General features: G+C 49.1%; 15 protein-coding genes. 4 read left to right on the top strand and 11 right to left on the bottom strand.

What is annotated here, in order from left to right; genetic code table 11:
- Positions 1–26: 26 nt before the first annotated feature.
- The 8 genes from CBX96_RS06570 to CBX96_RS06535 form a co-directional block, all read right to left on the bottom strand.
- Complete coding sequence (locus tag CBX96_RS06570; protein WP_258294231.1) at positions 27–371, bottom strand: trans-aconitate 2-methyltransferase; 345 nt, start codon at positions 369–371, stop codon at positions 27–29.
- A gap of 86 nt (positions 372–457) precedes the next feature.
- Positions 458–838: a hypothetical protein gene (locus CBX96_RS06565; protein WP_181382155.1), complete on the bottom strand. Its 381-nt coding sequence runs from the start codon at positions 836–838 to the stop codon at positions 458–460.
- Positions 839–902: 64 nt separating this feature from the next.
- Positions 903–3,026: an exodeoxyribonuclease V subunit alpha gene (gene recD, locus CBX96_RS06560; RefSeq protein ID WP_109286133.1), complete on the bottom strand. Its 2,124-nt coding sequence runs from the start codon at positions 3,024–3,026 to the stop codon at positions 903–905.
- The gene (gene recB / locus CBX96_RS06555; RefSeq protein ID WP_109286132.1) at positions 3,023–6,847 is read right to left on the bottom strand and encodes an exodeoxyribonuclease V subunit beta; all 3,825 of its coding nucleotides are present in this window, start codon (positions 6,845–6,847) and stop codon (positions 3,023–3,025) included. Before recB ends, recD begins: the two co-directional genes overlap by 4 nt.
- Positions 6,847–10,551: an exodeoxyribonuclease V subunit gamma gene (recC, locus tag CBX96_RS06550; protein ID WP_109286131.1), complete on the bottom strand. Its 3,705-nt coding sequence runs from the start codon at positions 10,549–10,551 to the stop codon at positions 6,847–6,849. Before recC ends, recB begins: the two co-directional genes overlap by 1 nt.
- A gap of 109 nt (positions 10,552–10,660) precedes the next feature.
- On the bottom strand, positions 10,661–12,808 hold the full coding sequence (locus CBX96_RS06545) for a DUF3488 and transglutaminase-like domain-containing protein (RefSeq protein ID WP_109286130.1): 2,148 nt from the start codon (positions 12,806–12,808) through the stop codon (positions 10,661–10,663).
- Entirely contained in the window at positions 12,805–13,890 is a 1,086-nt protein-coding gene (locus tag CBX96_RS06540; RefSeq protein WP_109286129.1) for a DUF58 domain-containing protein, read from the bottom strand. Before CBX96_RS06540 ends, CBX96_RS06545 begins: the two co-directional genes overlap by 4 nt.
- Positions 13,891–13,940: 50 nt before the next feature.
- A complete protein-coding gene (locus tag CBX96_RS06535; protein ID WP_011626077.1) occupies positions 13,941–14,852 on the bottom strand; it encodes a MoxR family ATPase in 912 nt (303 codons plus the stop codon).
- A 146-nt stretch (positions 14,853–14,998) separates the two neighbouring features.
- Here CBX96_RS06535 and CBX96_RS21660 point away from each other — a divergent pair, with 146 nt between their 5' ends.
- Entirely contained in the window at positions 14,999–15,130 is a 132-nt protein-coding gene (locus CBX96_RS21660) for a hypothetical protein (RefSeq protein ID WP_258294194.1), read from the top strand.
- A gap of 140 nt (positions 15,131–15,270) precedes the next feature.
- On the opposite strand, the gene CBX96_RS06530 is transcribed toward CBX96_RS21660, so the two are convergent.
- Positions 15,271–16,194: a LysR family transcriptional regulator gene (locus CBX96_RS06530; RefSeq protein WP_258294193.1), complete on the bottom strand. Its 924-nt coding sequence runs from the start codon at positions 16,192–16,194 to the stop codon at positions 15,271–15,273.
- Between the two features lie 80 nt (positions 16,195–16,274).
- On the opposite strand from CBX96_RS06530, the gene CBX96_RS06525 reads away from it, so the two are divergent.
- Together CBX96_RS06525 and CBX96_RS06515 are read left to right on the top strand one after the other, a co-directional pair.
- Entirely contained in the window at positions 16,275–17,180 is a 906-nt protein-coding gene (locus CBX96_RS06525) for an alpha/beta hydrolase (RefSeq protein WP_109286128.1), read from the top strand.
- Positions 17,181–17,511: 331 nt separating this feature from the next.
- Positions 17,512–18,444 carry an alpha/beta hydrolase gene (locus CBX96_RS06515; RefSeq protein WP_109286127.1) on the top strand — a complete coding sequence of 311 codons (933 nt, stop codon included), beginning with the start codon at positions 17,512–17,514 and terminating at the stop codon, positions 18,442–18,444.
- 331 nt (positions 18,445–18,775) lie between these two features.
- On the opposite strand, the gene CBX96_RS06510 is transcribed toward CBX96_RS06515, so the two are convergent.
- On the bottom strand, positions 18,776–19,768 hold the full coding sequence (locus CBX96_RS06510; RefSeq protein ID WP_109286126.1) for a transposase: 993 nt from the start codon (positions 19,766–19,768) through the stop codon (positions 18,776–18,778).
- Positions 19,769–19,883: 115 nt separating this feature from the next.
- Here CBX96_RS06510 and CBX96_RS06505 point away from each other — a divergent pair, with 115 nt between their 5' ends.
- Positions 19,884–20,363 carry a zinc-binding dehydrogenase gene (locus tag CBX96_RS06505; RefSeq protein WP_219930414.1) on the top strand — a complete coding sequence of 160 codons (480 nt, stop codon included), beginning with the start codon at positions 19,884–19,886 and terminating at the stop codon, positions 20,361–20,363.
- A 255-nt stretch (positions 20,364–20,618) separates the two neighbouring features.
- Here the strand turns inward: CBX96_RS06505 and CBX96_RS06500 are convergent, their stop codons facing one another.
- Positions 20,619–21,320 carry an EAL domain-containing protein gene (locus CBX96_RS06500; protein ID WP_109286124.1) on the bottom strand — a complete coding sequence of 234 codons (702 nt, stop codon included), beginning with the start codon at positions 21,318–21,320 and terminating at the stop codon, positions 20,619–20,621.
- Positions 21,321–21,516: the final 196 nt, after the last annotated feature.

The raw sequence follows: 21,516 nt of genomic DNA, 5'->3' as shown, positions 1-21,516 counted from the left end.
TGTACTCTACAAGTCATTGCCCTTTATTAGGCAACCATGGCCACAAACTGGCTGACACCATTTACGACATCGGCAAGGCCGGCTGAAACTTCAAAATGGCCCGAGGGGACATTTTGTTTCGCGAGTGCAATCATTTGCGGAGCGAGGTCGATACCAAAGACCGTTAATCTAGGTTCCTTCGCGACTAAAAAGCGACTGATATTGCCTGGCCCACAACTGATATCGAGTAGGCGACTATGTTCGGTGAGATAGTACAGGAGGCTTTCATAGGTTTGAGTGTGTGGGGCAAATTCTAGATATTTGTCCTGATACTGTTTGGCATATTTATCAAAGGTCGCCACTGTGACTTGATAGTGATCCTGTGCTTGCACCTTCAAACCTTACTTCCTTTATCAGCGACCAAAGACTTTGGTGATAATCTGTCTAGTACAATTCATTTCAGGCGAACACCGTGAGACTAGATTGGATAATCCAAATCGAAATTTATCCTTAGCCCTAACTGATAGGCGTGGTCTTGCATCAACTTAGTCATTAACGCGGTATCCGTCAGTTGCGACAAAGTGATAGGGCGAGCCTCCCATCGCGGTGCGTGACCAGCATAATTGCAATGGGTAAGGTATAAGCGGTGCTGACTTTGATGCAGGGTAAAAAAACGCATATCACAGGTGGCGGCAATGGTTAAATATGGTTCAAAATCAAGCTCGTATACTTGCATTGCATCAAATTCAGACCAAGAAATATAGCGTGTGGTTTCGTAACATATCGCTGGTAACTTGGCCTCTAGTTTAATGCTATCAAATAAATTGATGACATCTTGCATCTGGTGCAGTTTGATCATGGCTTGTTCCGTCAATCTAAATCTCCTTTATCTTTAATTTTATTACTGTTAGTCAATGAGTTAACTATTCATTGGTTATGGATTTATCGCGCCAGAGTCTATCGGCTAAACCTGAGGCTCGCTGGGTAGCTTGCTGGCTTGCGCGCTCAAAGACTTGTTGTGTGCCTAAACAGCTAAAGTGTTGTTTTGCACGGGTAATAGCGGTGTAGACCAGCTCCTTGGTGAGCAATTGCCACTGTACTAGGCTCGGATTGGGCGGAAGTACGAGGGCGACTCGATTAAATTCACTGCCCTGACTTTTATGTACCGTCATGGCGTAGCAGGTTTCATGGCTAGGCAGCCTTGCGGGGAGCACTTTAAGCAGTTTGCCATCGGCTTTGATAAAGTGGGCCATCAGGCGCTCTGGTCTGTATTCATCCTGCAAAATCAAACCAATATCACCGTTAAACAGGCCCAAGTTATAGTCGTTGCTTTGGATAATAATTGGCCGGCCAAGGTAAAACTCCTGCTGAGGATGGATAAGCTTGGCCTGAGACAGCGCTTTAGTCACGGCTTGATTGATACCTTCGACACCATAATCGCCACTGCGCATGGCGCATAGGATGCGATATTGGTTAAAGCGGGCAATGGCTTCGATGGCGCTTGGTACACTGCTTGGATCAGAAACTTGCAGCGGACGTAAATACTCGGCGTATTGCTCACAGGCTTGTGTTAGCAGGGCGTGAAGGCCGCTGTTGTTTGCAGGTTCGCTGATTTTGGCTTGGGTCTGGCTCAGATCCATACTGTGTTCTAGCCAACTAAGCTCGGCCAATCCCCGCTGCCATACGGCCAAAATCCCCGCGAGATCGGAGCGATTTACCGCACTGGCTAATAGGCCAATGCCTGCATCGCCTTTAAATCTGTGGCTGTGGGTCAACATACACAAACTGTCACCAATTTTTGGCTCGCGATGAATATAGGCACGCAGATCAAAACCTGTGAGCTTGCTCAATTGCTCGGCCTGGACTTGGCTATAACGCATTCTCCATTCAGAGTGTTGGTCTGACTCGTATTTTAGCCCCGCACAAATATCTGCGAGCACGGCGCCTGCTTCAACTGAGGCGAGTTGGTCCTGATCCCCAAGCAGTATCAAACCCGCCTGTTCGGGAAGGGCCGTGAGCAGTTTATACATCATAGGCAAATCGACCATTGAGGCTTCATCGACAATCAAGAGATCTAGCCGCAGGGGATTGCCCGGATGGTGACGAAACTGCGCCGAATTGGGGATAACACCTAGCAGACGATGTAAGGTTGATGCCTCTTCCGGCACTTGCTTAAGCGCGGCTAACAGTGCTTGGGTTTCGTGACTGTGTACTTGTTCGTTTGTCGCTTGAGCCTGTTTGAGCTCCTGCTCGAGTCTTGCTTTGGAGGCCTTTATCGATTCACTTAAACGGGCGGCGGCCTTACCCGTCGGGGCAACGAGTCTTATCTGTTTTGGTGAGTCTAATTGCTGTAACAACAGTAATTTAGTTACTGTGGTGGTTTTGCCCGTACCCGGGCCGCCAGTGATCACCGCCAGCTTTTTGCCGAGCGCCGTTGCCGTCGCCACCTTTTGCCAGTCGATATGAGGCTCAAGGGGCGGTGTTGCATGGGAAGATGCGGCGTTTGGAAATAAGTAATCTAACTGCCTGCGTAGCGGCGCATCTGAATCTTTATCGGTGTTGTTGGCGTGCTGACTCGAAGAGAGCCTCGTCAGGGCACTGGCCACCTCGGTTTCGAAATGATGATAACGCTCAAGATAGAGTCGGCCGCCATCAAAAATCAGTGGCTTATTACTGTGAGGTTCACCAACCGCTTCAAAATTTTCTAACCTTGCAATCAGCTCTGGCAGGCTCAAACGGATCTGGCAGTGATTAACCGGCTCTGCCAGCGGATTGGCTGGCACTATATGTTCGAGCACTAGGCAAGTATGTTGGGCCGAGAGCTGTTGACTTAACAGGGCGCAAAGCAGCATAAACAGCGGCTCTTGGGCATCATTGGGATGAAGCCTTGCCATCTCGAGGGCAAAATGGCGGTCGAGCGGGGTGATCAGCCGCTCCTTTTCCCAGTATTTGAGTAGCTCTGTGAGCGGCGCCTTGAGTCTGAGTGCGCCAGCTTCGACCCATGGGGTTGATGGGGCTTTAGGGTGATTGAGTTCGCTGCTGATCATGCCATTGCTCCCGTATCCAGTTGAGCATCGAACTTTTTATTTGAGTCAGTCGTTGCCTCTAGGCTGCGCTGAAACAGCGCATCTAAGGCCAAAATCAGCGCCTTGGGCGGTTTATCGTAATAAATACCAAAGCCTGGATATTGCACCGACATTCCCCGTAAAAACAAATAATAACAGCCGCCAATATGGGTATCGTAATCATAATTGGGCAAGCGCATCGCTAAATAGCGGTGCAGGGCGAGGGAGTAGAGAATATATTGTAAATCATACCTATGGTCGCTAATCGCCTGCTTCAGCGCGCTATGATGATAGGCCTGAATATTATCCCCCAGATGGTTCGACTTATAGTCGGCTATATAAAACTTTCCTTGATATTCAAAGGTTAAGTCGATAAAACCCTTAAGCATGCCCTGTAACTCGTCAAACTGCAGCTCGGTATCGTAGCCAAATTGCCCAAGGAGTTGGTTAAGCTCTGTATCCTTTAAGCGATTCAGTGGCAGGTAAAACTCCATCTCGACTAAGGTGTGCTGCGGCGCGAGCGCGGCTAAACACAGTTCGGGATTGATAAGCTGATTATCCTGCGTCATTAACGCCAGCGGAGCTTGTAATACCTCAAGGTACCAATCTTCTAATACGGGTTGCCACTCGGGGGCAATGCCGTATTGCAACATGGCCTTAGGTAGCTCTCGGGGGAGGTCGATTGGAGCTTGTGTAAAATCAATTAACTCAAGCACTAAGTGCATAAAGCTACCCGCGTTGGCGCCGCGCTCAAAGCTAAAGCGATTAAGCAGAGGTTGCGCTTGCGGATCGGCCGCCTCTTGCAACAAAGCTTCTTGCCACAAGGGGGCTGGCCATAAGGGATCGGCTGCGCTGTTTGCGGTATCTGTACCCAATACGGCGTTGACTTCATCATCGGCGCCGGTGATGGCTTTAGCGTGGGGCGCATTTTTAACTAAGCCGGAATAACTGCCGACGCGCCATGGAGTGCGATACTGACGGCTGACCTTGCGGGCACTCAAGCTGTGAGCATTAGCTTCCCCCGTTTGCAGCTTGTTAGCCTCAATGTCATCGGCCACGACCTCAATGTTGATCGCAGGCGGACTCGACTCGAGACCCGCGACCAGCGCCTTGGCGGCATTTTGCAAACGCGAAAAATCACAATCAGTGTCAGTGATCCCAAGCAGATAACCGATGGCGGTTTCATGCAGCTGGCTTTTAAGCCCTGCCTTTAACATGCGGCTATGGTTGGCGATGTACAAATAACACAGGTACACGGGGCGGGTGAGCGCCACATAGAGCAGACGCAGATCTTCGGCTAAGGTTTCCTGTTTTGCCTGTTCCCAACCCTCATCCGAGCCTTCTAAATCCCACACCAATTCCTGCGCGCCATCGGCATTGGTTCTGTGGTAGAGCATAGGCGTCGGGCGACGGCGATTATCCCGCGCGAGGCTGACAAAGGGCACGAAGCACACTGGGTATTCCAGCCCCTTACTCTTATGGATGGTGACGATTTGCACTAAGTTTTGCTCGCTTTCAAGGCGTAGCTGCTGCTCATCAGTTCCTGTGTTATCAATCAGTTGTTGCTCATACCAGTTGAGCAGGGCACTGATCCCATCAATTTCGGTCGCCTTTTGCTGCAACAGCTCGGCTAAGTGGCGAAAATCTGTGAGTCGACGTTCGCCATTGTTCGACTCAAGATGAACTTCTGCATCTTGCTCCGCTTGGTCAGTGGTTGTCGAAGCGGGAGAATGCAGCAGCCGCGCAACCATCTGGGTGGCATTGGCTAGGCTGAGCAGCGCTGGCATAATGCCGCGTTTTTGCCAGATCTGGTGTAGCTCAAAAAACTGCTCTAGCAGTCTTTGGCGCTGCTCTTCATCTTGGTTAAAGGCATGGATTTGCTCGGCGCGATAACCAAGTAGGGCGGTCGCAAGGGCGCTACGCAGGGCGCGCTCGTCCTTGGGGCTGGCCAAGGCGCGCAGAATGAGCGCCATTTCCCGCGCTTCGACGGTTTCAAATACGCTGTCGCGACTTAAAAAGACGGCGCCAATCTGGCGCTTGCTCAGCGCGGTTTTCATCACGGCCGCTTCGTTTCTATCGCGCACTAAGATGGCGATATCTTTGGCAATTAATGGCCCTTTGGGCGTGCTGCATTGACCATTGGCGGCCTGCGTCAGTAAACGGGTGATTTCGGCGGCGGTGTCTTCGGCCAAGGTTTGCCGCGCACTGGCCTTATTGAGCCCAGTTTCGCCTTCACTCAAGAGTTTTAACCGCAGCGCGGCGCTATTGGGCGCATGCTCAACGAGTTGTTTAGCCGCCGCACTGGCAGGCGTTTTAACCGGATCGAAGGGAATCGATTGGCTGATAAAAGGATCCGAATGCTGGGCAAATAAATGATTCACCCCCATAACCAGATTGCGGCTCGAGCGATAGTTAGTGTCGAGGAAATAGTGCGCCTGAGTTTGTCTGCGCGCCTCGATATAAGTGTAAATATCGGCGCCGCGGAAAGCATAAATCGCCTGTTTAGGGTCGCCAATCATCAGCAGGCTTAATTTGCTATCCGTGCGAGGCTTAGGTTCGACAGCCGGATCTTGAGTATCAATCCCCAAACGGGTTTGATAAATCCCTGAGAAAATAGCAAATTGCAGTGGATCCGTATCTTGGAATTCATCGATAAGCGCCACGGGGAAGCGGCTCGCCACTGCCTTAGGTAAAGTATCGGGATTGGCCTGCATTGCTGCGGCCAAAGTGGTGAGCAGATCATCGGGTGTCAGTACATTTTTCTGCTGCTTTTGCTTGGCAAAACGCTCGCTGATCCCTTGTTTGGCGCTATAGAGAAATGCGGGTTTTATCGCGTTAATCAATGCGGCTAACTGCTCCATATGATCAAGCAGTGGCGCCTCGCTCGCACTTGGGAGCACGCCGCCTTTATTCAGCTTAAGCTCGGATAACGACAGCGCTTCGAGCACTTTAAGTGGCGGTAAGCCGTCACTAAAGGCTAAGAAGTTGTCCAGTTGGTCGAACATTTCCGCCAATTTGGGGTAATTGTCGCTCGCCTTACCAAAACGTTGACCGTTAAGCGGCAGGCTATGAAGTAATTCTAACAGTGCGTCGCGGCCACGGGGCCAGGCGAGCTTAAAGCGCTGCACACTCTGGCTTAAGGACTCAGCCAAACGAGCAAAGGGCTGCACGGGTTGAAGCGGTTTGGCCTCACTGGCACCGAGCAAGGCTCTCAGCTGCTTGACTAATCCGTCGGGATCGCCAAATTCGCTGGCAATAATTTGGGCTAAATACTCCGGCAGCGGATAACAGGCCTCACGCCAAAAATCCCGTACCGCATGGTGCAAAAACTCACTGTCGTCCAAGGTGAAATCCGACTCGAACAACAATGATGATTCGAAGGCGAGATCGGCCAAGATCCGTTGGCAAAATCCGTGAATGGTAAAAATCGCCGCTTCGTCGAGGGATTTGAGCGCCAAATCGAAGCGTCTTAGGGCGATAGCGCGCTCGGCTTCAGGGGTCTTATCGTACAGCGCCTGCACAAAAGGATCGTTAATCTCAAGCCCTAAGAAACACTTAAAGGCCACCTGAATGCGGCGGCGAATCCTGTCCCGCAGCTCCTCGGTGGCGGCATTGGTAAAGGTCACGACCAGAATTTGTTCACAATTGAGCGGTTCGCCTAAGCCATCCCCAAGCAGTAATCTGAGATACAGGCCTGAAATGGTATAGGTTTTACCCGTGCCCGCACTGGCCTCGATTAAGCGGCTGCCGCCAAATGGTAGGGTGAGCGGATCTAACGGCAAAGCGGGTGATACCTTAGTCATCAGTCTGCTCCCTCTGTCGTGGCGGTTGGGGCTTCATTCAGGGCAAATTCCTCGAGTTGGGCGAGGGTATCCTTGTGATACAGGCTAAGCATTGGCCGATAGATGTCATCGGCGAGTTTGCCAAAATGTGCCTCGGTAAAGTCATCTGGAAAATGAAACAGCCGTTGATAATGGGGCTCTGTGCCTTCGCCAAGTTCACCTTGCTCGTCCAGCCATTCGCTTTGCGCAGCTTCGAGCCGGGCTTTGTGCGGATCTGTGCTTGTGTGTGGGTCTTCCTCTTCATCCGCCTCAGCGCTGGCATAGGCGAGGGAGGTTCTTGGCATAAAACACAGGGGATGAATTTGGCCCTGATAAAAAAGCTGTAATAAGTTGGCGAGCTGTGCATGGGCAAGCGCTGGCGTAATGGGCGCGAGGGCATGAAAATGCCCCATATCCAGCAGATAGCTAGGTTGCTGGTAGCTAGGTTGAGCCACTCCTGCGGCCATCAAACATAAATGACGTAAATACAAGGCTAAAATGTCCCGCCCATGGGCACTGCCGGGGCGGCAAGTGACCAATCCTTTAGGGCTGATATCATCGATTCGACCTTCGAGGATCACCCGCTTGGCTTTTAACTGAGTTCCAGAGTTCTGATGGGGTAACTCAAAGCTTAGCCGAATATCGGCATGGCGGGGAGCGACATCGCCGCGCATAAACAGGGTTCTACCGATCAGCGGCGCGATATCATGGCTGTATTGGCGCAGTAGCAGATCATCAAAGGGCTGCATAGGCAAGTTACCGCTGGCTTTAAGGCGTTGTAACAGTTCAGTGCTGGGCTCGTTTTGTCCTTGCTCAAGCGCATCGCCAAGGAGCTGAGCCTGTAATAAATAACGCTCTAACGCATTAAGACTAAAGGGCTCATCGTTATCATCTGCTTGAATATTAAGGTTTAAATCGACTTTCAGGGTACGATTAAAGAAATACTGCGCGGGATTGCGAAAGAAGCGAATAAAGGCCGAGATATCCACATGCTCTGCTTCGCCAAGCGGCTCAATATCTTGAACACTCTCACCAATTGCGTCATCTTCGAGCACTATCTGGGTATGGGCTTCGATAAATCGGCCATGCTGCAACTGGCTATTGCTATCGGGCGGACACCACTGCTGGCTATAACTCTGTTTTATCCCGTGGAAGGTGGGGGCTTGCGGCAGTGCTGCTTGATACAGTTTAGGGTCAAATGGTTGTAGCGGCTGATGGCTCACAATAGCTTCAAATAATGCCTGCTGAGCAGCTTCGTTACTGACATTAGCTGCTTCTGCTGCAAGGGATTCAGGCAGATAACATAACTGGCAATATTCTATTAGCTCGGAAACCAGCATAGATGGAATACGCTCTGAGTTATCCCGCTCGCTACGGCCAATATAACTGATGTAAAGCTGCTCCCGAGCCGAGAGTAACGCCTCTAAAAACAGGTATCTATCATCTAATCTGCGGGAACGATCGCCTTTGCGCGCACCAAAATGCGCCATTAAATCAAAGCCCACTGGATGTTGCACTCTAGGATAGACACCATCATTCATCCCCAGTAGGCAAACGACCTTGAAGGGAATCGAGCGCATCGGCATTAAGGTACAAAAATTCACGCTGCCCGCGAGGTATCGTTGGCCGACACGTGACTCGGTTAAGCGTTGATTAAACCAGAGCGCCAGCACTTCGATGCTTAAATCTAAGTCGTTGGCTTGTGCCCCCATATCGGCTGGGCTGGCGGCAAGCAGCTCTTGCTCTAAGGCGGCAATCGCATCGCGAATTTCCTGCAGCTGCTCTCGTTCGTCCTCATCGGGGGCGTAAAAGGCGTTTAACAGCTCGGTGAGTTCGAGTAACCGCAGTGAGGGCGCTTGCGCCTTGGCTAATACTTGGGTGGTCTCATCGAGGACTTCAATAAAATTCAACAGTTTGCCAAGGGCCTGTGCCGATTGGCCCTCTACCCCAGCCACGGTTAAATAGTGCATTCCCTGCGGGGATGATTGATAGAGCGGCGCATCGTCCCTTAAGGCGTAACCTAAGATTAAGCGTTTTATGCCAAAGGCCCAGGAGTTTTGCTCGAAGGCGGGCACGCCCTGTTTAAGGCGGCTCTGTTCATCGCGGCCCCAACGCACGCCGGCTTCATCTAACCAGCGGCGAATGAGTGGCAGCTCGTCTTCTTCGAGCTGAAAACGTCGCAAAATGGCTGGGACTTCGAGAATGCTTAAAATATCCGTCAGTCCGAAACGACTCTGATTAATATTGAGTAAATTCAAAAAGCTATTTATGAGTGGCGATTCCTGCGCCGCGCCGCGGTCGGCAATGGCGTAGGGGATATATTCTAGTCCCTGTTTGGCCGCAAACACCGCATCGATATAGGGGGCGTAGGCGGCGACATCCGGCATCATTACCACTATGTCTTTGGGGGTGAGTTGGTTGTCGCTATCCAGCAGGTCGAGTAAATGATCGTGCAGGGTTTCGACTTCCCTAAGCGGGCTGTGGCAACTCTTGATTAGAATCGAATCATCGTCGGCTGTTAATACCCGGCGATTCGCGACCTCTTGATATAGCTCAGCATCCGGCCCGAGTACGCGATCGAGTGTCTGCATTTCTAAAATATCGTACTGCACCCCGGCCAGCATGCTGGCGCGAGCGTGGGGATCGTTAGGATCGCCGCAGGGCTCGCAGTACACATCGTCGCCAAAGTCACAGTGCTCTGGAGGCAGTTCGAGCAGCATATCGAGTAATTCGCGGCCCATCTTGCCATTGTTGGCTAGTAGGGGATTGCCGACTTCGAGTTTATCTTCCCATTGCTCAGCTAATTGGCGTTTTCCGGCATATTGCAATGCCATACGCGCCCGATGGCGTGGGTCGATAATGTCGCCCCAATAATGCTGACAGGGGCTCAGGCTTAAGATAATCACGTCGATGCGGCTCGCGAGCTGGTGGAGCACATCGATGGTTTGAGGCGCCATAGAGGAGATCCCAAACACAAATAAACGCTGCGGCAATTTTGCGAGGGAATTGGCGCTATCCCCCAATGCAGCAATCAAATCCTGATGCAGATTGGCCCTGTGGTAGTGGCTTTGACGCAGCTCATCGCGATTATAGGCAATCAGCGCGCGCCAGAGGATGGGTTGCCAACTTTGCTCCTCATTCAATTTGAGCGATTCGAGCGGTTCATTGGCTTCCCACGCGGCAATCCAGTCGGGGCGGTAAACCAAATATTGGTCGAAGATATCGGCGATACGACCGCAAAGCTGGTAAAGCTTAATATCATCGGCGCTTACGGCACCATGTTGATGGTTGCTATGGATGTCAGCCGCGCTCGATTCCAGATTATCTATGGTATGACCCAAATAATGGCGCAGTGGCCCAAAAGAAGGTTCATCCAGTAGCCGTGGCAGTAGTTGCATTAGCTTCCAGGTCATAGCCGCCTTAGTGAAGGCGTTTTCCTTGGGGACATTGGGGAGTAAATCGTGGCACAGTTGCCAAATAAAGCTGGAAGGTAGCGGGAACTCCAGCGCGGCGGCAATACCATTTTGTTTTGCAATTTCAAGGCGTAACCAAGTCGACATCCCAGGGCTTTGTACCAAAATATGCTCACTTTGCAATAACCCCGCGCCGGGTAGCGGCTGGCGCAAATACGCGGCAAGATGGGCACAGAGCACTTCCATTTGATTGGATTGGATTAACTTCAGCATATTCGACTCACGATTTGGGATTGCTGTTATGCATAACAAAGTGGCTTGGCAATTCTATGTGACTGATTTATAAGATTCAACAATCTTGTCCGCCTGCGGTTTATCCCGCCTATTTTAACTGTTTACTCGGGCCAAATAGTCGCCAGTTAAGGGCTTTTGCGGCGGCATTAAAGCGCTTTAACGCCACTTGATAGTCACCGTCCGCAAGCTGTTGGTATTTCAGCGCGACATAGCTTTGGGTCAGAGTGTCAAACTCGCTGCAAAACTCTGGGGATTGCTGCTGGTGCGTGTCAATAAGCTGCTCGGCAAAGGCATTCGGGCCTAAGTGAGCGGGGCGATTGATGCCAAATTTGCTGAGGCGCTGGCAGATGCGTTGGTACTTGGCGCTGATGGGATCCTGCTCCCGTTTAAAGCGAAACAGCCCCACGCTGTAGGCGATATAGAGGCCGATAAGGCTAATACAGACACTCATAAACACCGCCACCTTGGTTTTAGTGACATCCCCTAAAATACCACTTAACACTTTGTTTTGCCGTTCCTGATTAAAACCGAGCACCCAGAGACTCCAGTAATAATCGAGGCTGGCAAAGCGCTGCCTTAACTCGTTGAGCCAAGGCATAGATTTAAAGCGCAAGCTGCTAAAGGGGCTTTCTTGCAGGTAGCTTTGCTCGGGGGAGAACTCGGCATCGAAGCCTTGTTCGATACGGTTAGGAGCGACCATGGCTGTTGGATCGAATCGTACCCAACCTTCATTTTCGAGCCAGACTTCGGCCCAAGCGTGGGCCATGTATTGATACACGCTCAGGTAATCGGCCTGTGGGTTGTATTCGCCCCCTTGATAGCCCGTGACCATACGCGCGGGTAAGCCAGTGGCGCGCGCCATAAAGATAAAGGCGGAGGCGTAATGGGCGCAAAATCCGGCTTTATTTTCAAACAGAAAATCATCGACTTGCTGCGGGCCAATGGGCGGCGGGGTGAGGGTGTAGAAAAACGGTTCGCGATTAAAATAACCCATCATGGCGAGCAGACGCTGCTTGGGCTCGGGATAGTTGGCCTTAAACTCGGCGGCGAGCGCCAGAGTTTTGGGGTTAGTGCCCTCGGGCAGTTTCAGATTTATTTGCCGCTGTTTGGCAGTTAACTTGAGATCCATTTGGGCCTTAGGCCAAGAACGGGCACTGTAGCCCATGCGCTGATCGACATTACGTAGGGAATAGAGTCGATAATCGGGTAGGTTAATGACCTTTTCATCTTGGCTATAGGCCACATCGAGCCCAAATAACCAAGGCTGGTGGCTAGGTTCCACAATCACTTGATAGTCGTATCGCTGCGGCACATGACTGCCTGTATCATCCGTCATCGCAGTCGGGAGTTGCCGCGCGGGATCGGGTCTTGAGGGCGGAAAAAACAGCGCATCCTTCTGAATTTGTTTGATACCGACATCTTGGCGCCAGGTTTGGCCGTCGTAATCTTCCAGCACCAGCGCGCGCCAATAGAGTTCGGCTTGGATGGGCCTCGCCTCGGTAAAGCTCACCCTAAAGGCCAGTGCGGAGGAGCGGGTGAGTTTGCTAATGTCGCTCACGGAAAGGGTATCCGAGAGTCCAGTTTGGGCTTCCTTCATATTCGGGACCAGCCAGAGCGGGGCAAAGCGCGGCAAGACTAAAAACAGCAGTAACGCCAGTGGCACACTCTGCAGCAATAATTTAGCGCCAATCCAAGCTGTGTGTTGCCAATTATGTTTGCTTTGATACAGGGTCACCAGTACGCAGGTATTAATGATAGTGACCCCAATTAAATGCACGGTATTGAGCATGGATTGGTGATCGATAAAGGTCAGCGCAATTAAAAAGTAGCCCACAATCACCACGGCCCGCACATCTCGGACACTGCGCATCTCAATGTATTTTAAGGCATAACCTAAAATCAGCAGGTTGACTAAAGCATTTAATAGCCCAATCTCACCCGATACCAACGCAAGGGTAATCGCGGCGCCAATAGCAAGGCTTGTGACTAAGTAGCGCGGTGGCTTTGCCACTTTACCGACATAGATGCCGACTCGCCACACGAGGCAAATGGCGCAAATCCCAAGGGTCCAAGGCGTCGTTTTATCAAATAGGGGGCTGAGTACCGCAATATTGGTGAGCAGCAGCCAAAACAGCGTTTGGCGGCTGATATTGTCACCCGTCTGCGGCCCATTGGCATGATAGCTCGTTAGCTTAGGAGGATTAGCCTTGTGATGTGTCGTAGCTTGAGTCGTCATCGCCGCGGCTCCATTGTTGCAGAACGCACACCTTGCCCATGGGGTGGAAGCGGATGCTGATGCTTAACACCTTGGTTATTCATCAATTTATTGGTTTTATCCAGCGTGCTGATATCTTGTCCGTAGAGTGCGAGCGCCCTTTGGCAGGCGATACGATGAGCATTGCCCGTATCGGGTGTAAGGATCAGATCTTCCGCCCCAACACGCTGCAACCACAGACCAAAAAATTGCTCCTGCTGACTCAAATGGTTGACTTGCCAACTGAGCTGACCTAATTGCTGTTCAAGCTGCGCGGGATCGGGGACTAAGGTTAACCATACGGGATCGCCTTGAGGCTGCTCGAACTCCTTGGTTAGCATGCCACGCCCTTGAGCCCATTGTTTCCATGCCACTTGTTTAAGGGATTCACCGAGCACATGGGGCTTAAGCCCTTTGTATTCATCGATGCCGGCGATGTATTTTCCTGCTCGTTCTAACCGTTCGTCTTCACCGGATTCGGTGGCCGCTTTTAGCTGCAAAGGGCTTTCAATCGGATGGGCGTAGACGATGTGCGCATTATCGAGATCAATATGGGACCAAGCGCGGCAAAGCCCTAAGGGATAAAAGGATTCAATCTTAAGTCGGCCAGGCGATACCAGACCACGGCTGTCATGGGCAAACGAGACCAGAGCTTGCACCTCATCCGCGCCGACCTGTTTGAGTAAGTACGCTAAATTATTGGGGTAATTTAAGCTGATATTGTGGCTGCTGTGATTTGAGGTGAGCAGGACTGGAAAGGTGATGGTTTCGCCCGCATACACCTCGGGCGCCGTGAGCGCACGAAGACGCAAACCCGCGAGATTTTTATAACTGTAAAGGATGCAGGTATTAAATAGACTGAGTAGCAAAATGCTCAGGCCAATTACAAGATTGTTTTGATAGTTAGTGCCAAACAGATACAGCAGCAGTACCAGTCCAAGCCAGACTAAACCAAAGCCACTGGGCAGAATAAAGATGCTGCGATGGCTGAGGACAAACTCTGAACTGGGCGGCATGCGCCTTGCCAACCAGCGTTGCCAGAAAGCCGTCAATACTCGTTTCATCCTGTCCTCATCATAGTGTGAGCATCCTTATCGATATGATTAGCAAGGCATTACATGATGGGATTGACGCTGGCTAGGATCCGCTCCGATAGCGCTTCTCCCTGCAATTGGCTGCTGGTGCGCAGTCGATGTTCGGCCACACTGCAAAACACCGCTTGTACATCTTCGGGGACTAAATAGTGTCTGCCCTCTAAAAATGCCCATGCTTTAGCGGCTTGCAATAGGGCTTTGGTTGCGCGGGGCGATAGGCCGACGGCATCGGTTTGATTGCGCGAGTCATGCACTAAGGCCAAGACATAATTGAGCAGTGCATCGGACGCCGCGACTTTGTCGCATTGCTCCTGCAACTGGGTTAACGCCAGCGGGGTTAAACATTGGGGTAAATTATCGAGGGTTTGCGGCGTTTGATCGCTTTTCAGCATCGCCAGCTCCGCATCATGGCTGGGATAACCGATAGAAATCCGCATCATAAAGCGGTCGAGTTGGGATTCGGGCAGCGGAAAGGTGCCCGATTGTTCCGTGGGGTTTTGTGTGGCAATCACAAAAAACGGATTGGGTAATCTGTGGGTGACGCCATCGACAGAAATTTGCTGCTCGGCCATTGCCTCGAGCAGGGCGCTCTGAGTCTTAGGGCTGGCGCGGTTAATCTCATCGGCCAGCACCATCTGTTTAAAAATAGGGCCGGGATGAAACACAAATTGCGCTTGGTGTTTATCAAAAATCGATACCCCGAGAATATCGGCGGGCAGCATATCACTGGTAAATTGAATACGTTGATAGCTAAGGCCGAGGCTTTGGGCGAGGGCATGGGACAGGCTGGTTTTGCCCATGCCGGGCAAATCTTCAATTAATAGGTGCCCACGGGCGAGAATACAGGCGAGGGCTAAGCGAATTTGCCGTGGCTTGCCTAATAATACTTGTTCAAGTTGTTGTAATAGTTGGCTTAAACCAGAATGTGCCACGGGAGACTCCTTGTGCATGGATGAGGTCATTCGCTCTACCACTATGGCGGAATATGACGCGCTTAGCCAGTCGATTTTACTGTGAAATCAATCGGCTTAGTGAGTCGTTGCTAAGTAACCTTATGTAGGTCTTACTACTTGGAGCTTTGAAGCATAGATATATAGGTGAGCAATGGCATTTGCTCAACGACGCGCAGCGAGTCCATCCGTGGATGCTCGACCGCCCCGTCCGTGGGGCGGACGGTCGTCTCGCTAATCGCCATGGCTCACTTGTTTAGCATTAGCTTAACATTTAGATTTAAAAGCTTTACACAGCATGCTTTGGGACATAAACGATTTAGGGATATTTTTACAAGCAGCTTTATAGCATTAGAAAAAGTATCTTAAATCCACATTCAGGCGAAAGATATTTTGTTCATTATTTTGTGTGTTTAAGTGCGTCTAAGATAACCTTAAAAGCAGCCGAGGATTGGAGTCGACTGGTATAGTAAAGATAATAGCCTAGGTGCGTGATACAATATGAAGGCAACACTGATATGAGTTGACCCGAGTCGATATACTTCGCAACTAAGGCTTCGGGTACATATGCATAACCATAGCCATCAACCGCCGCTTGCACGACTTGATTTATACCATTCACGACGACTTGTCCTTTTACGCGGATCCTATATTCTTGCTCATCGACGCTAAATACCCAAGGAAAGTTATCGCCATGAGTCGGGAGTTTTAGATTAATACAAGACAACGAAACTAAATCACTTGGGATCTCAGGCAGAGTATCTTGCTGTGAACATTCAGGAGAAACAACAACAGACATTTTATGCTCGTTGCTAATTGGCATTGCAATCATATCTTTTGCAATTAGCCCGCCTCGACGGACTCCTGCATCAAAGCCTCCTTTCGCAATATCCACTAAACCATAATCCGTGATTAACTCGAGGTTTATTTCTGGAAACTGTCTAAGGACGGGGGCAAGCTTAGGCCAAAGGACTTGCTGAATCGCGTATTCATCGGCTGAAATACGCACTGTTCCAGAAGGCGTATCACGTAACTCCCCTAACTGTTCTAGACCAAGGTTAATGTCTTCAATTGCTGGTGCCACTAGTGTAACTAGCCTCTCACCAGCTTCTGTCAACGTTAGGCTACGTGTGGTTCGATTAAGTAACTTGAGTTGTAGACGTTGCTCTAAATTACTCACTGTTTGACTTACTGCTGACTGCGAGGTTCCTGCAAGAGCAGCAGCACGGGTAAAACTTCCCTCTTTGACTACGTTCAAGAAAGTAACAAGGTCACTCAAATTCTCTTTCATAGATTCATAAGCTTTTCTTATAAGAATGTTCACATTATTGGCTCTAATCAAAGAGTATGTCTAGGGCTAATATATTTCTGAACAAAACAGACAACACGCGAGAGTGATTCATTATGAAACCAGTAAACTTTATGAATGCAAACATCAAAATGGCTGCAAACCTGTTTTTCCCAGAAAATTTTGATGAAAGAAACCAATACCCAGCGATTGTATTTGTCCACCCAAGTGGCGGCGTCAAAGAACAAACTGCAGGGCTTTATGCTGAAAAACTGGCACAACATGGGTTTATCACATTAGCCTATGATGCATCTTGTCAGGGAGCGAGTGAGGGTTTGCCTCGACACTTAGAGAACCCTTACCAGCGTGTTGACGATATCAGTGCTGCCATTGATTATTTGATCACTTTGGAATACGTAAACTCTGACCGTATCGGCCTTATGGGCGTATGTGCAGGTGGTGGTTATGCTACTCATGCAACGATGGTTGATCGTCGAGTAAAAGCGTTAGGGACTGTGAGTTCCGTCAACTATGGTGATATGTATCGCTTTGGTTGGGATGGCACCCAAACTCCAGATGAAGCAATGCCTTTGTTAGAGATGGCCGCAGAGCAAATGAGTGCAGAAGCCAAAGGGGCGGAGATTGGCTATTTACCAACAACACCGACCTCTATTGAAGAAGCGCCTAACAAAGACTTTGCTGAAGCGTATGAGTACTACCGCACGGAAAGAGCCATGCACTGTAATGCGCCGAGTAAAATGACGACCCGCAGTTTAGCGCAACTTGTTACTTACGATGCATTTAATAATGCTGAAATTTTACTTACGCAGCCATTATGCATTATTGCTGGTAGTGAAGCTGGCACACGCTGGTTAAGTGAACGAATAGTTGAACGAGCAGCAAGTGAGGAAAAATCTCTTCATATCGTTGATGGTGCAACGCACATCAGTATGTACGACAAGCCAAACAATGTTGCTGAAGCGATCAGCAAACTTGCGCCATTTTTCCTCGCGAATTTGTAACCCATATAAGCGCGCAGCAAGTTACTGTATGTTTGCTAAAACATTTAGCAGGTCAAAACATGAAATATCCACTCATTACAGGCGCTAGCTCAGGAATTGGGAAAGCCTTGAGCTTTCAGCATGCAGCGAAAGGCCATCATTTAATTCCCCATTAACTCCACAAGCCACTTTGAAAAGTGGCTTTTTTCGTTTAAAGAAAACACGTTCAATTCATAAGAAATTCTTATAACTGCGTTCTGATTATGGCATCTAATAAAACAAACAGTTCAAACCTATACTCATTTCACTGTCTTAGGACACGTATTCTAGTTATCAAACAAGGGCTAATAAGATGAAGAACGTAACTTTTAAAAACCGAGATTGGGATATCGCCGCAACGATTCGATTCCCTGCTAATTTTGATTCACAAAAAAGTTATCCAGCTATTATTTGTGCACACCCAATTAGTAGCTGCAAAGAACAAACGGCTGGGAATGTCTATGGTGAAGCACTAGCAAAAGCAGGCTTTATTACTCTAGCATTCGACGCTTCGACCCAAGGGCAGAGTGGCGGTCAACCTCAATACAGTGAAGATCCTGGCACACGTACTGACGACTTCCGTTGTGCAGTCGATTACCTCGTAACACTCGATTATGTTGATGCAGACCGTATCGGTGTGCTTGGTGTATGTGGTGGTGGTGCTTACGCGGCTAATGTTGCGATGACAGAAAAACGTATTAAAGCGGTTGGTACAGTTGTCGCAACTAATTACGGTCGCATGATGCGTGACGGAGACATGTCGCCTGATGCTGCTCTAAACTTGCTAGAAACGATTGGTCAATTACGTACAGCTGAAGCTCGAGGAGCAGACCCTCTTATCGTTGGCTATATTCCGTTCAACAACCAGGCAGAGCGAGCAGCGGCAGGTATTACAGACGTTGATATGGTCAATGCTATTGATTACTACCTGACACCACGTGGCCAACAGGCTGGTTCTCCAAACAAGCTGCGCTTATCGAGTACAGGGCCAGCGGTCGGTTGGGATGCTTTTCACCTTGCAGATAAACTTCTAACACAACCCCTACATGTTGTCTTGGGAAGTGTTGCTGGTGCCTTTGGCTCATACCGAGATGGCTTTGAGTTGTATACAAAAGCACGCTCAAGTGAAAAATCAATTCAAGTTGTTGATGGCGCTAGCCACTATGACCTCTATGATCAGCCAGAGGCAACCTCAAAAGCACTTGAACAACTAGTACCGTTTTATCAAAAGCACTTGATGAACTAGAGTGAATATAGAGTGAATATGAACAAAGAAGACGTCACAATTGACGTCTTCCTTGTTTTTGGAATGACTTAATTTATTCTGTAACTTCCCTCATAAACAAACTAAATTTAGCCACCCAATTTAGATCAACAACATAATGCACTTTCCGTTTACCTACAACTTGTGAAAGTTAATATTGTTTACACAAGAACCATCAAAGTCGCAGGGACAGCATCTGAGGCAATAAATTGCGCTAATTCCTTAAAAAATGGAGTATTTCAGACGAGGTAAGTCATCCCTTAGTGCTTGGGATATGTTCTGGGTGGGACTTTTGAAGTGACATAAGCAGTAATCAGTTACTGTTAAAGTGCTGGCAGCTTGCCGCAAAGTGCCGTCGTCGCTTTTCGAGATGTTCGCAATAATCGGTTAGTGCTTGCAATGTACCTACTGGGCCATGAAATAGCTTGCCAAAATCTGTAGTCAGCTTGAGCCAATTTTCATGGGGGATATTTAATTTTGTCAGTATCTTGGCGCTATTTTCACTTATGAATCCACGTTTATCGTTGCGAATAATGTGGCCTGTATCATCTACCAATTGAAGATAATCAATTAATGAAAACGCAATGCCATTGGCTTGGTTGTCGCACTCGTTACCAATAAAAGGCAGGAGATTGCTGGGTTGCTCACCTTTTAATGCGGCCCGAATACGTAGTTGAATACTGGTATGGTCGGATTGTTCTGGTGTATCAGCGAGTTGGGCTCTAATGGGACTTTCTTTTAATAAAGAGTAATCAACGTAAGCCATATAGGCTAATACTGCGGCTTCATCGAGTAGGGCTTGGGATTTAAACCGACCTTCCCAGAACCTGCCAGTGCAGTTATCTTCTTGATTTGCTTGCCTTGCTATTGGTTCGTTGAGGCAGCGCATAAACCATGAAATATCACACAAATGACTGCGATAAAGAGCGATGGAATGCTTTAATCTGTTGACCTCATAGGCTTCAACTAACTCACCTTTAGCGAATTTGTGCGTTAACTCATCGCCTTTAAACAACTTATGCCATTGCTCAGCCACTTCGCGGTCAGTCCAACGATTGGCAGTCTCGATATCGACTCGCAGCACCACATGCAGATGATTCGACATCACAGCAAAGGCTGCCACATCAATAGCAAAAACCGCTTCAAGTTCAAACAGTAGCGATTCTACCCAAGCGCGGCGATGGTCATAGTTTTTACCCGAATAGGCATCATCGCCACATAAAAATGCACGTCGTACCACGCGGCTACAGCAATGGTAATAGGAAGTATCTTCAAGACTTATCTGAGTTCTGCGAGGGCGCGGCATACAAACCTCCTTGTTCAATGCTTAACCAAAGCATAGTCGAAGGTTAACTACCGCACGATTAAAGCTGGGTGTCTAGTTTTGCTTTGGCATTGCGGATATCGGCGGTTTAGGGCATTTGGCAATCAAGATTGCAGTATCAAAGGGTGCAGAAGTGTATGCCTTTACAACCTCTCCCGATAAAGTGAAGGATATTCTCGCGTTTGGTGCAAAAGAGGCCATTGTGGTGAATGATCTGAGTAAGCTGGCAGATTACCGCGGTCAAATGGACTATTTGCTCAGCACTATTCCCTATGAATACGATGTGGCCGCTTATGCATCGGTAGTTAAACCTTATGGAACGTTCACGCAAGTGGGTATGCCCAATGGTTTCGAAGTTAACATCAACGCCCTGAGTCTTGCTTTCTCACGCGTCAATTTCAATGCTTCCCTTATTGGTGGCATTAAAGAAACTCAGGAAATGGTGGATTATTGCGCCACGCACAAAGTGTTGCCAAAAATCCAAAAGATTAAAGCAATGCAGATTAACGATGCTTGGGAGCGAGTCGTCAACAAAGAAGCCAGATATCGCTATGTGATCGATGCTTCGACCTTCTAAGTTGTACCATCGATAAGATATCGTTTAAAAAGGGCGCTCTCTATAGCGCCCTTATTGTTGGAATGGCTTCGGTGCTGTAAACGGCTATGGTGATATCAACCAATTGTTTTTAGGTAAGTAAATGTATTTTTCCCGCAGATATAAGAACCAAAATCTGAGTTTAGTTTACCGTCGTTTGGGGATACGTTTTTAGCCAGATAAACGGGCCGATGATATCAATGCCGTCATCGGCATCCGCAACCATTTTATTTCTACCTAACAAATTAACTTTTCGCTTTGCTCTGGGCGGATAAACCAAGGTTTGAATAGGAATCCTTGAACCCAATCGACATTCAGCTCGCGAGCCTGCTGGAGCTGGGCCTCGGTTTCTATGCCTTCGAGAATGCACTGTTTACCCGTGCGTTTGCCAAATTCAATCAGGGCGCTGAGCAGGGCGATACCATGGGGCGCGTCGATTAATTTAAGCCAGTAGCGGTCAAATTTGAGGTAATCCACATTCATCATCAAATCGATGGAGAGCATGGAGTGGGGCGCACCGATATCATCGAGTGCCACTTGAATATTGGCCGCTTTAAATTGATGGAACAAGCGATTCGCGAGCTCGGCATCACTCACGCAAGTGTTTTCAATGATTTCCACCGTCAATTGTGGATGCTGCGATAGCAGTTCGAGTAACTTTGGGGTATGCGCTCCATCAACTGCGTGGGGATCTACATTCACAAATAAACGCAGGTCCCGTGGGGCGTGTTTGAGCTGAAAGGCTTTTGCCTGAAACTCAACTGCCGCCAGTTGTTCGCTGGCTTCGTGTAATTGCTCAAAGATGAGATTCGGGGCGATGGCTTGACCCTGCTCGAGGTAAAAACGAGCGAGTGCTTCATAGCCATGAATGCGTTGAGTGTGGGGACAGACAAAGGGCTGGTATTCGCAACTTAAGGATAAACCGCTGAGATTGAGCATCGAAACTGGGGGTAAATGGCTAATCGCTAATTATTCGCATTTAGTGGCCAAGAGTGCAAACAAGTTTACCTCGCTTGAGTGCGTTTGCCGATTTAATACTCATACGGTTAAGCGTGAGTGTAAACGGCATTTTGATACCTCCAAAAATAATCAAGGTGGCCAACGCCACCTTGATTACTATTCGATTGCTGCTCGA

This window comes from Shewanella sp. BC20 (genome assembly GCF_003129585.1).
Taxonomy (GTDB): Bacteria; Pseudomonadota; Gammaproteobacteria; order Enterobacterales; family Shewanellaceae; genus Shewanella; species Shewanella seohaensis.
The sequence above is the reverse complement of the archived record's forward strand: the minus strand, read 5'-3'. Positions and strand labels throughout refer to the sequence as shown.

Excerpts from the sequence above, each read along its gene's own strand:
- CBX96_RS06565 (WP_181382155.1), bottom strand. The coding sequence starts at position 838 with ATGATCAAACTGCACCAGATGCAAGATGTCATCAATTTATTTGATAGC.
- recD (WP_109286133.1), bottom strand. The coding sequence starts at position 3,026 with ATGATCAGCAGCGAACTCAATCACCCTAAAGCCCCATCAACCCCATGG.
- recB (WP_109286132.1), bottom strand. The coding sequence starts at position 6,847 with ATGACTAAGGTATCACCCGCTTTGCCGTTAGATCCGCTCACCCTACCA.
- recC (WP_109286131.1), bottom strand. The coding sequence starts at position 10,551 with ATGCTGAAGTTAATCCAATCCAATCAAATGGAAGTGCTCTGTGCCCAT.
- CBX96_RS06545 (WP_109286130.1), bottom strand. The coding sequence starts at position 12,808 with ATGACGACTCAAGCTACGACACATCACAAGGCTAATCCTCCTAAGCTA.
- CBX96_RS06540 (WP_109286129.1), bottom strand. The coding sequence starts at position 13,890 with ATGAAACGAGTATTGACGGCTTTCTGGCAACGCTGGTTGGCAAGGCGC.
- CBX96_RS06525 (WP_109286128.1), top strand. The coding sequence starts at position 16,275 with ATGAAACCAGTAAACTTTATGAATGCAAACATCAAAATGGCTGCAAAC.
- CBX96_RS06515 (WP_109286127.1), top strand. The coding sequence starts at position 17,512 with ATGAAGAACGTAACTTTTAAAAACCGAGATTGGGATATCGCCGCAACG.
- CBX96_RS06510 (WP_109286126.1), bottom strand. The coding sequence starts at position 19,768 with ATGCCGCGCCCTCGCAGAACTCAGATAAGTCTTGAAGATACTTCCTAT.
- CBX96_RS06500 (WP_109286124.1), bottom strand. The coding sequence starts at position 21,320 with ATGCTCAATCTCAGCGGTTTATCCTTAAGTTGCGAATACCAGCCCTTT.